Here is a 10,240-nt window from a genome sequence, read left to right on the forward strand (position 1 = left end):
GCCCCTCGGTCTCGGGGCCGATCGATGCAGCCCAGCGCCGGAAGCGATCCGGTGTCCACTCTGTTGATTGCCACTGAGAAGTGACCCGGCGTGGCCCGATATTTCCATTGAGAATTGACCCATGTTCCAACCTTCCCTCGCATGTTTTCAGCGGGGGCTATGGAGTGATCGACATGGCGTTACTGAGCGTGATCCGACGCTGGCATTTTCGAGAGCATCTATCGATCCGGGAGATTTGCCGCAGGACCGGCCTGTCCCGGAATACCATCCGCAAATACCTACGCCTGAACAGCGTGGAGCCGAAGTTCAAGGTCCCGGACCGGCCGAGCAAGCTTGATCCGTTTGCGGATCGATTGTCTGCTTGGCTGAAGACCGAATCCAAGAAGAGCCGCAAGCAGAAGCGGACGATGAAGCAGTTGCATGCCGATCTTGTGAGCCTTGGCTACGAGGGTTCCTACAATCGCGTGGCAGCATTTGCTCGGGAATGGCGCGATGATCGGCAGAGAGAACTGCAGACGACGGGCCGCGGGACATATGTGCCCTTGGCATTCGATCCCGGTGAAGCCTTCCAGTTCGACTGGTCAGAAGACTGGGCAATCATCGGCAATGAACGCACCAAGCTGCAAGTAGCCCATACGAAGCTGAGCTATAGCCGCGCCTTCATCGTACGGGCCTATCTGCTGCAGACGCACGAGATGCTCTTCGACGCCCACAATCATGCGTTCCGTGTCTTCGGCGGGATTCCCGGTCGCGGCATCTATGACAATATGCGCACGGCGATCGACAAGGTCGGCCGCGGCAAGGAACGCGACGTCAATGTCCGTTTCCAGGCGATGGCAAGCCATTATCTGTTCGAGCCGGAGTTCTGCAATCCGGCTTCGGGCTGGGAGAAAGGACAGGTCGAGAAGAACGTGCAGGATGCGCGTCACCGCCTTTGGCAACCCACGCCGCGCTTTCCATCTCTGGAAGCTCTGAACGTCTGGCTGGAGCAGCGCTGCATAGAGCTATGGGCAGCGACACCCCACGGCCAGATGCGTGGCACCATCGCCGACATCTGGGCCGAGGAAGCATCGGCGCTCATGCCTGTTTCCAGGCCGTTTGACGGGTTTGTCGAATATACGAAGCGTGTCTCGCCGACCTGCCTCGTGCATCTCGAGCGCAATCGCTACAGCGTCCCTGCATCCTTTGCCAACCGGCCGGTGAGCCTGCGCGTTTACCCGGACCGTGTCGTGGTCGCCGCCGAAGGCCAGATCGTTTGCGAGCATCGTCGCATCATCGATCGATCTCATGACCGGCCGGGGCAGACCATATACGACTGGCGGCACTATCTGGCGGTGGTGCAGCGAAAGCCTGGTGCTCTTCGCAACGGTGCGCCGTTCGCCGAACTTCCCGATGCTTTCCGGACCTTGCAGCAATATCTGCTGAAGAAGCCGGGCGGCGACCGCGAGATGGTCGATATCCTGGCGTTGGTCCTTCAACACGACGAACAGGCTGTGCTCTCGGCCGTCGATATGGCACTGAAGTCCGGCGTTCCGACCAAGACGCACGTGTTGAACCTGCTGCATCGTCTCGTCGACGGCAAATCCTTCACCCCGCCCACTATCGACGCACCTCAGGCCCTGACGCTCATCAATGAGCCCAAGGCCAATGTCGAACGATACGATGCCCTGAGAAAGACGGAGGTTCGCCATGCGTCATAATCCAGCAAGCGGCGCTATCGTCATCATGTTGCGGCAACTGAAGATGCACGGCATGGCACAGGCCGTCGGCGAGCTGACCGAACAGGGATCGCCGGCGTTCGAGGCCGCCATTCCCATCCTGTCGCAGCTTCTCAAGGCGGAGACGGCAGAACGAGAGGTGCGATCGACCGCCTATCAGCTCAAGACCGCACGCTTTCCGGCCTATCGTGATTTGAACGGCTTCGATTTTGCCAGCAGTGAGATCAACGAGGCATTGGTGCGCCAACTTCACCGCTGCGAGTTCCTCGACGACGCCAACAACATTGTCCTGGTCGGCGGCCCCGGCACAGGCAAGACGCACATCGCAACTGCAATCGGCGTCCAGGCCATCGAGCACCACCACAAGCGGGTCCGGTTCTTCTCGACCGTCGAACTGGTCAACGCGTTAGAACAGGAAAAGGCGCAGGGAAGGTCTGGGCAGATCGCAAACCGGCTCGTTCATTCCGATCTCGTCATCCTCGACGAACTTGGATACCTGCCGTTCAGCGCGTCAGGCGGTGCGCTGCTCTTCCATCTGCTGAGCAAACTTTACGAGCGAACCAGCGTCATCATCACGACGAACCTCAGCTTCAGCGAATGGGCTAGCGTCTTTGGGGATGCCAAGATGACCACCGCGCTGCTGGATCGGCTCACCCATCATTGCCACATTCTCGAAACCGGAAACGACAGCTTCCGCTTCAAAAACAGCTCCGCGCACGACCCAAAAACGACGAAGGAGAAAAGTAGAAACTTGACCACGACCGCAGACCCGAAACATACCTAAGAGGCGGGTCAATTCTCGGTGGAAACGCCGGGTCACTTCTCGGTGGCAATCAACAGGCTCTCGCCATCATCAACCTCCGTTAAAGCGGACGTTGAATCAGAAGCCGCAGACCGCGTCACATCACAATCGATTCATCGATACCCGGACGTGCTCTAGCGTCATCTTGTAGCCACCTTTTGATACCAAAAGGAAGATGGATCAGGAATATTTCAGAGTCCAATTTCAACGCTATTTTATCGCTTTTAGCTGAGGTTCATATGAGAAAATTTATTCTTGTTTCGATGGCCGTTCTGTTCCAGGCCGCTATTGTCCATGCCGCCACGCCAGATAGGAAGCCTATCGCTGTGGTCGTCGAATACACGGTGAAGAGCGGGAAAGAGGAAGAATTGCGGAGTATCCTGCGTGAGCATGCGCGGCTCACGGTCGAACAAGAACCAGGCTGCCTGCGCTTCGAGGTTCTGCAACCCGTCAACAAGGACGGTTCAGCCATTCCCGACCGCCTCATGCTGACCGAACTTTACGCGGATGAGGATGCAGCGGCAGCCCATGCGAACAATCCGCGGCTCGCCACGCTGCTCGCCAGAATCCGGCCTATGCTCAGCAAAGAAAAGGTGACCCGAACGATGGTGCTCGCCTCACCCACGCAATAATCATGTCAATCAGCATTCAAACGGGACCTCTATGCTCCCATCCAAGCGGCGAGACATGAGGAAAGAGCAAGTAGCGGCCAACAGGGAAGTTGGCCGACTTCATCGCAAGGCTCGATTTCGTCATCATGGACGAACTGGGATAGGCTGGGTCATGACCTGCAACACCTGATCGTCAAATCGATGATCTGCGTGAACGCGGCGTTGGGCTGCGGGTGTTGTCTGGGGCTAGCGCCGAAATCGTCCTGCAAGTGTCAGGCCTTGTCGCTGCGCAGAAAATTTTCGCGCCAATGGAATAGATCGACGGCGTTTGGTGTCTACAGCAATGCGGTCGCTAGGAGCCGCAGTTCCAATATGGAGTAATACTATGAAGTTTCTCATTCTCGTACCCGCTACGCTTGTGGCGTTTGGGACGACCGCATTTGCTGCAGGTGTTCCAATCCATACCGTCACGACTGCAAAGGGTGACGTGCTTGCTGGCGAAAAGGGCATGACGCTGTACACGTTCAAGAAAGATAAGCCGGGTACGTCCAATTGCTACGACACGTGTGCTCAGAATTGGCCGCCGCTCATCGCCTCCAACGAAGCGAAGGCTGATGGCACATACTCGATCATCGCCCGAAAGGACGGATCGAAGCAGTGGGCGAAGGATGGCATGCCTCTCTACTACTGGGTTAAGGACGCCAAGGAAGGCGATACGACTGGTGACGGTGTGAATGGCGTTTGGGATGTCGCAAAGCCCTGATCGCCCCAATATGTCGGCGCGGGAAGCACAAGCTCCCGCGCCGCTATCCTATGAGACACAAATTCTTGCTCTTCTCCCCCAACTGAGACGCTACTCGCGGAGCCTAACGAGGTCGGATCCCGATAGCGAGGATTTCGCACCATCAGCGCCAGGTGCGGTAATGACCGGATGCTTACGGACGTCCGTTGCCCGGCGCGGCAGCTTTGCGCCTGCATCAACGACATTCAGGCAAACATTGCCTTCGCCTGAAAGCAGACGTCCAAGCCAGCGTCGTCCTAGGTCCGCAATGTCGCCGCATCCTGTCAATGACCGTTGAATCGGGACCCGGTATCTTCGCGCAAAAGGGCCCTGTTTTGGGGTGGTGAAGAGCGCGCCGGGTAGCGCCCGATCAGGCGAAGCTGGTCGGAGCAAACCGCCAAGGCTTCACTGCATCTTCGATAGCCAGATCGAGCGTCCGGATGCGTTCATCGATCTGGTGAATAGCCCGCTTCAATTCCTCAAATGCCAGTTGCTGATGCGGGTAGCGGAACCTGCGTAGCTCATTGAGCCAACGCCAATGGATCTTCGTCCAGTATGTCGGCCGATTATATCGAAGGCCATGACGAAGCAGAAAACTCATGAGTTGCTGCTTGGCGATCTTCAGCGCTTCGAGAGCCTGTTTGCGGGTTCGGATCAAATCCCGCATGGCCTCCTGCTCTTCATCTGGCGTCCAGATCGGTGTGAGTTCTCCGGCCCGCCATAGCCGCGCCAGCATCTCGGCGTCCCGGCGGTCGGTCTTGATCCGATCACCGGCGCGGCGGGGGATCATCGCCGGGGAGACGACAGCGCAATCAAACCCGAGCTTTTTAAGCAGACGGTGCAGGCCGTATCCACAGGGACCCGCTTCGTAGCAAAAGGCAGGCCGGGCACCCGTTGCTGCAAGCCGTTTCGTCAGCCGCAAGACGGAATCGGCACTGTGTTCGATAACCCCGTGAAAGCGGACCTCTCCGTTCCGGCCATCTTCCGCTGTTGCGACGGCTATAGTGTCGGCATGAACATCAAGACCGACGTAAACTATTCTCTCCATGACATTTTTCCTTTCCGACCTGTAGAGTTCGACAAGGAAAACCTAGCGGCTTCGCCGCCGTAAATCGCACATATGGTCTAAGGCTTTGGCCAACGATATTCTCCAGTGAGCGAAAATGCTTCACCGCGCCTTCCAGCCGTCCGTCAGCGTGTTCAGGAAGGTGACGATGGCGTCGATCTCGCCATCGTCCAGCCGGGGCGCATCGCCCTGCTTGCCGCCGAAGGGGGGATCCATGTTGATGTTGTCCCGGTAGCGGGCCGGGAGGTCGTCATAAATCTCGACGCTGCCGTCGGCGCGGCGCGGATACCAGCGGCCCGGATCGGTGTCGCGCGTGGCATAAAAAGCTACGGCGTCCTTCAGCGTATGGAAAACGCCATTGTGGAAGAAGGCCCTGCGGGTGGCGACGTTGCGTAGCGTCGGCGTGCGAAACAGGCCGCAATAATCGGGCCGGCCGAGAAAATTGGTCCTGAGCGGGCCGCACAGGCCGAGATCGTAAAAGGCCGGATCGGCGTTGGCGGGGATAGCCGGATTGCGCGGCACAGCCAGCGCGATCATGCCATAGTCGGTGAACTGCGGCGGGGTGCCGTCATTCGCCCGCACGCTGAAATGGCAGGACGCGCAATTGCCCTTTTCCGGGTCCTCGAACAACTTCCGGCCGTGCTCCTCCTCGGGCGTCAATTCCACCTTGCCCGCCAGCCAGGCGTCATACTTGCTGGAATAGGGATAGAAGGTCTGCCAGGACTGCTGATAGACTTCGAGCGCCTTGAGCACGGCCTCGAAAGTAGCGTTGCGGTTGGCCAGAAGCGACTTGCCATAAATGGCGGCGAGCTTCGGCCCGTAGCCGCCGTCGAGCGCATGCCGCACCACCTCGTCCGGGCTCGCGTTTCCCATCTCGAACGGCGAGAGCAGCGGGATACGGGCCTGCGCGCGGGCTGAATCGGCGCGGCCGTCCCAGGTGAGCCCGCCCGTCGGTCCGTTGTCGACGCTTTCGTCGGCCTCGTCCTCGGATTCAAAATAATGTTCGGTGAACTGCGGAACCGCCTGCAGATATTTGAGCGACGGCACCGCACGCAGGCCCGGATAGGCAAGGTCACGGCCGCCGAGCTGGACCGACAGCGCATTGGCTGGCGCGAAAGCATGGGCAGGGTCGTGGCAACTGGCGCAGGCGGATTTTCCCGAATTCGAAAGCTGAGGATCGGAAAACAATTCCGCTCCCAGAGCGGCAAGCATGTTCGCCCGCTCTCGAGCCTGCGCCCGCGACATCGGCTGCGCATCCACCGGTCCCGAGAAGGCAAAAATCGAGCCCGACAGTATCGCCAGGAAAAAGGCCAGCCGCCACCTGCGTGCCAGTCGCGACCACGATGGGGTGGAACGGCTATTGCAAAGACGCGGCAATGGTGGTGTCATCCGGCTTTTTACTCTGAGAGGTATGCGATGAAGCGATCCTATGGGCTAACCCTGTTTTCTTCAACTCTCGCACCGTTTTCCTCCGCCGTGGCTTTTTGCGCCGCCATTTCGGCTCCTGCGCTGGCCGCGCCGGCCAGCTTGGACAAGATCCAGACTATCGTGGTGATCTTCGCCGAGAACCGTGCCTTCGATAATCTCTACGGCCATTTTCCGGGCGCCGACGGCATCGACCAAGCCAGCAAGGAAAGCTTGCAGCAGCGCGATCGCGACGGCTCGGTGCTCGAGGAATTGCCGCCGGTCTGGGACGGGCTGACAGCCAAGGGCGTCACCCCGCCGGTGACGCAGGCGATGACCGAGCATCTTGCGAATGCGCCGTTTACGGTGAACGATCCGAAAGGCTTCAACCTTCCGCTCACCACAGTCACGCATGATCTGTGGCATCGCTATTACCAGAACCAGATGCAGATTGACGGCGGCAAGAACGACATGTTCGTCGCCTGGGCGGATGCGGGCGCCATGGTGATGAGCAACTGGGATGCCTCGAAGACCGCCATGTGGGCGGTGGCGCAGAAATACGTGCTGGCCGACCATTTCTTCATGGGCGGCTTCGGCGGTTCGTTCTTCAACCATCAATGGTTGATCTGCGCCTGCGCGCCCTACTATGCTGAGGCCGACAAGAGCCCGGCCAAGCCGACGATCTCGGTGACGGACGACAGCGGTACGGCGCTCAAGATCGCCGACAATTCGCCGAAATCGGCGATGGACGGCATCCCAAAATTCGTCTCCGACGGCAATCTGACCCCGGATTTCTACGCCGTGAACACCATGCAGCCGCCCTATCAGCCGAGTGGCAACGAGCCGGCGCCCGGCGGCGATCCGCGCTTCGCGGACCCGGCAAAACCGACCACCTTGCCGCCGCAGACGGAGCCGACCATCGGCGACCTGCTCAGCCTGAAGCACGTCAGCTGGGCCTGGTATGGCGGCGCCTGGCAATACACGCTCGACCACGGCAACCATGAGCCGACGCCGAATTTCCAGTACCATCACCAGCCGTTCAACTATTACGCCAATTTTGCGCCCGGCACCGAGGCGCGGCGCGAGCACATCCGCGACGCCGGGCTCGGCGGCGTGCGTTTCATCCAGGCGATCGACGACGGCGCGCTGCCCCAGGTTTCCTTCTACAAGCCGCAGGGCAATCTCAACGAGCATTCCGGCTATGCCGACATCGAGGCCGGTGACCGCCACATCGCCGACGTCATCGGCCACCTGGAAAAAAGCCCGCAATGGCCGCATATGCTGGTCGTCGTCACCTATGACGAGAACGGCGGCATCTGGGACCACGTCGCGCCGCCGAAGGGCGACCGGTGGGGACCGGGCACGCGCATCCCGGCGATCATCGTCTCGCCATTCGCCAAGCGTGGCACCGTCGATCACACGCCCTATGACACGACGTCGATCCTGCGCTTCATCACCGAGCGCTTCGAGCTGCCGGAACTGCATGGCATTGTGGTTCGCGACAAGGCCGTGGCCTTGCACGGGGAACCGCCGCTGGGCGACCTCACCGGCGCGCTCCAGTTGAACTAAGACATGCCAGCAGCGGCGTGAAATGGCTTTGCGTTCAGAAATGTATTTGAACAAAAAGATAAAGCGGTTCGGGAAGCAGGAGAACGAGATGGATGTTGACAGAATTGACGGCTCGTATTCCACGCATTGTTGCGCTTCAGGTCTTCACGGCGCTCAGAGCGGGACGTGGTCGGTCTGCCGTCGATGGGTGAGCGATATTCTAGAATGTCGGAAATGACGGACGGCATGCAGACTTGGCCGGCATACGGCAAATGCATCGCCTAACTCGTCTTCCTGTCCACAAACTTGCCGTTTCTCCAGACGTAAGCACCCAAAACCCTGCCTCCTTTCAAGACAGGGTGAGCATGCGGATATCAGTGCGAAAGAAAGAGGGATTTGGCGGATGGAATCCCCCGAAATCATGAAAACGCCCTCATTCGCGCTACCAATGCCAGTCAGGGCAACAGAATACGAATTATGTGGAAGAACATGGGTTAAGTTTGCATATCGTTTCCTCACCAGACGATTGGAAGGCGATGCATCATATCCGCCGCACCATCCTATTCGTACGCGGTAGGCTCGGTGAGGTCACATACGATGAGAATCATCCGGATGACCTGGCGCCAGATAACCTTCCTTTTTTGCTCCGTCTGAATGGTCGCAATATTGGTGTCGCCCGTTTGGACCTTAAGGGCGACAACGCAGTCATGCGGCTGGTCGCTATTGATGCCGGTGAACAGGCCAGGGGCCACGGCCGGGTCCTAAATGCTCTTATCGAGGATGAAGCGAAGGGTCGCGGATTGAAAACCCTGCTGGTGAATGCCGCACCCACGGCTGTAGGATTCTATGAAAAGACGGGATGGGAGCGGTTCACCTGGAACGCCAGTGAGTTGGCAGGCATAGCATCCGATTGTATTCAGATGCGCAAACGACTGGATTGAGCAGCGCAACTGCCATCCTATTACGCCCCTACCATCACCGGCCTGCCCTGCACGGCTTCCTGCTGCAATTCGGCTGCGCGGAGCTGCCCATGCCGTCGCTTATCAAGATGCCGCGGTAATCGCCGAGGAAGGTCTGCGGGTGTAGAACCAACCTGAAGGACACCACCGATGACCCGACGACATGATGAACCTGCGCTCGCTCGTTGAGAAGAGCGCTGATGCCGATTTGCTGCGCGAGATGATGCACCAAGCAGCGACTTGGCGACATGCTGAGGCTAAGAATACCAGGAAGCGCCTCGGTCGATTCAGTGTGGATTTACAGCTTATGAGAATTCCCGATCTTCCACCTGACTTGAAATTTCAACCACTTGCCCAGACGGATGAGGAGTTCGAATTCTCATTCCGCGCGAAGGAGCAGGCTCTCGGCCCTCACATCAGGCAGCGATGGGGATGGAACGAACAGTTTCAACGCGAGGTCCACGGTCAGCGGTTGGGGGAGAAGCCATTCTTTCGGGTGGAGCTGGATGGGCGGCCCTTAGGTACTCTTTCGTTCCAAGAGCAACCGGGGCATTTGCGTTTTGGTGAATTTTACCTGATGAACCCGTTTCGGGGACTCGGCATCGGTTCGAGAATTCTTGCCCATTGCCTTCAATTGGCCGATGACGTAGGCTCCCCGGTGCGGCTTGAGTATCTTCTATGGAACCCAGTTGGCAGTCTCTATCGCCGACATGGTTTCGTTGAAATCGGCCGCACACCGACGCACTTCCTGATGGAGCGCCCGAAACCACCCGCCACCCGTTAGCAAACCTGTGGCAATTGCTCTGAACAAGGTTGTTGAAAGCGGTGACTCACCTTCCTGCCCAAGCCCCGTGGAACCAGGACTGGCGAGCCGTTGATTTTGACAAGGTCATACAACGGTGGCGCCGTCAGAAGGAAAGCACTTTGTCGTTAGCGTCACAGTAACTGGAAATCAAAACCAAATAAGCGTACCCAAAAAAATATTGCTAAACGGCCACTTCCAACGAATGTCGGTATCGGTGGTTGCGTGCCCCCGCAACCATCTTTACTTGCGATGACCCCGCCCGACCGGCGGGGTTTTTCGTTTGGACGGAAAGCGTAAGAATCCCAGGGAGATCGCCGCGCACGTCGATCTCCACCTTGCCGTCCACCGGCGTCAGCACGATGTCCTCGACCAGCGTCCTGATGATATCGGCGGGCGGGGTTCGTCGGCTGTCGCCAGGAACGCAGTGAGCTCTGCCTTTCGTGGCTTCAGCTTGTCGCCGTGTTCTTTCACCGCGTCGACCGACAGTAAGCGACAAGCTGAGGCCGTTTAGGCGGCGTAGTTCCACGGCATGAGCGCGTCGATTTC

General features: G+C 58.7%; 9 protein-coding genes and 1 pseudogene. 7 read left to right on the top strand and 3 right to left on the bottom strand.

Annotated elements, in window-relative coordinates; genetic code table 11:
* Positions 1 to 173: 173 nt before the first annotated feature.
* The 4 genes from istA to ATN84_RS12710 all read left to right on the top strand — a co-directional run bounded on the left by istA (position 174) and on the right by ATN84_RS12710 (position 3,894).
* Positions 174 to 1,700: an IS21 family transposase gene (istA, locus tag ATN84_RS12695; RefSeq protein WP_068882042.1), complete on the top strand. Its 1,527-nt coding sequence runs from the start codon at positions 174 to 176 to the stop codon at positions 1,698 to 1,700.
* Positions 1,690 to 2,502 (top strand): IS21-like element helper ATPase IstB, encoded by an 813-nt coding sequence (istB, locus tag ATN84_RS12700; RefSeq protein WP_068882043.1) that lies wholly within the window; start codon positions 1,690 to 1,692, stop codon positions 2,500 to 2,502. The genes istA and istB overlap by 11 nt, the downstream gene beginning before the upstream one ends.
* A 257-nt stretch (positions 2,503 to 2,759) precedes the next feature.
* On the top strand, positions 2,760 to 3,152 hold the full coding sequence (locus ATN84_RS12705) for a putative quinol monooxygenase (protein ID WP_068882044.1): 393 nt from the start codon (positions 2,760 to 2,762) through the stop codon (positions 3,150 to 3,152).
* Between the two features lie 364 nt (positions 3,153 to 3,516).
* On the top strand, positions 3,517 to 3,894 hold the full coding sequence (locus tag ATN84_RS12710; protein ID WP_082766267.1) for a COG4315 family predicted lipoprotein: 378 nt from the start codon (positions 3,517 to 3,519) through the stop codon (positions 3,892 to 3,894).
* Positions 3,895 to 4,282: 388 nt separating this feature from the next.
* On the opposite strand, the gene ATN84_RS12715 is transcribed toward ATN84_RS12710, so the two are convergent.
* Together ATN84_RS12715 and ATN84_RS12720 are read right to left on the bottom strand one after the other, a co-directional pair.
* Positions 4,283 to 4,960 (bottom strand): IS110 family transposase, encoded by a 678-nt coding sequence (locus ATN84_RS12715; RefSeq protein ID WP_244491079.1) that lies wholly within the window; start codon positions 4,958 to 4,960, stop codon positions 4,283 to 4,285.
* A 120-nt stretch (positions 4,961 to 5,080) separates the two neighbouring features.
* On the bottom strand, positions 5,081 to 6,367 hold the full coding sequence (locus ATN84_RS12720) for a cytochrome-c peroxidase (RefSeq protein ID WP_082766268.1): 1,287 nt from the start codon (positions 6,365 to 6,367) through the stop codon (positions 5,081 to 5,083).
* Between the two features lie 27 nt (positions 6,368 to 6,394).
* On the opposite strand from ATN84_RS12720, the gene ATN84_RS12725 reads away from it, so the two are divergent.
* The 3 genes from ATN84_RS12725 (at position 6,395) to ATN84_RS12735 (ending at position 9,673) form a co-directional block, all read left to right on the top strand.
* Positions 6,395 to 7,951 carry an acid phosphatase gene (locus ATN84_RS12725; protein WP_068882046.1) on the top strand — a complete coding sequence of 519 codons (1,557 nt, stop codon included), beginning with the start codon at positions 6,395 to 6,397 and terminating at the stop codon, positions 7,949 to 7,951.
* Positions 7,952 to 8,409: 458 nt separating this feature from the next.
* Entirely contained in the window at positions 8,410 to 8,871 is a 462-nt protein-coding gene (locus tag ATN84_RS12730) for a GNAT family N-acetyltransferase (RefSeq protein WP_153020222.1), read from the top strand.
* A gap of 325 nt (positions 8,872 to 9,196) precedes the next feature.
* Positions 9,197 to 9,673, top strand: a complete 477-nt coding sequence (locus ATN84_RS12735) for a GNAT family N-acetyltransferase (protein ID WP_068882049.1) — start codon at positions 9,197 to 9,199, stop codon at positions 9,671 to 9,673.
* A gap of 202 nt (positions 9,674 to 9,875) precedes the next feature.
* On the opposite strand, the pseudogene ATN84_RS27635 reads toward ATN84_RS12735, so the two are convergent.
* Positions 9,876 to 10,240, bottom strand: a pseudogene (locus tag ATN84_RS27635) (hypothetical protein); the annotation flags it as partial.

Source organism: Paramesorhizobium deserti (assembly GCF_001558695.1).
GTDB classification, from domain to species: domain Bacteria; phylum Pseudomonadota; class Alphaproteobacteria; order Rhizobiales; family Rhizobiaceae; genus Paramesorhizobium; species Paramesorhizobium deserti.

Coding starts and splice junctions, on each gene's coding strand:
- istA (WP_068882042.1), top strand. CDS start 174: ATGGCGTTACTGAGCGTGATCCGACGCTGGCATTTTCGAGAGCATCTA.
- istB (WP_068882043.1), top strand. CDS start 1,690: ATGCGTCATAATCCAGCAAGCGGCGCTATCGTCATCATGTTGCGGCAA.
- ATN84_RS12705 (WP_068882044.1), top strand. CDS start 2,760: ATGAGAAAATTTATTCTTGTTTCGATGGCCGTTCTGTTCCAGGCCGCT.
- ATN84_RS12710 (WP_082766267.1), top strand. CDS start 3,517: ATGAAGTTTCTCATTCTCGTACCCGCTACGCTTGTGGCGTTTGGGACG.
- ATN84_RS12715 (WP_244491079.1), bottom strand. CDS start 4,960: ATGGAGAGAATAGTTTACGTCGGTCTTGATGTTCATGCCGACACTATA.
- ATN84_RS12720 (WP_082766268.1), bottom strand. CDS start 6,367: ATGACACCACCATTGCCGCGTCTTTGCAATAGCCGTTCCACCCCATCG.
- ATN84_RS12725 (WP_068882046.1), top strand. CDS start 6,395: ATGAAGCGATCCTATGGGCTAACCCTGTTTTCTTCAACTCTCGCACCG.
- ATN84_RS12735 (WP_068882049.1), top strand. CDS start 9,197: ATGAGAATTCCCGATCTTCCACCTGACTTGAAATTTCAACCACTTGCC.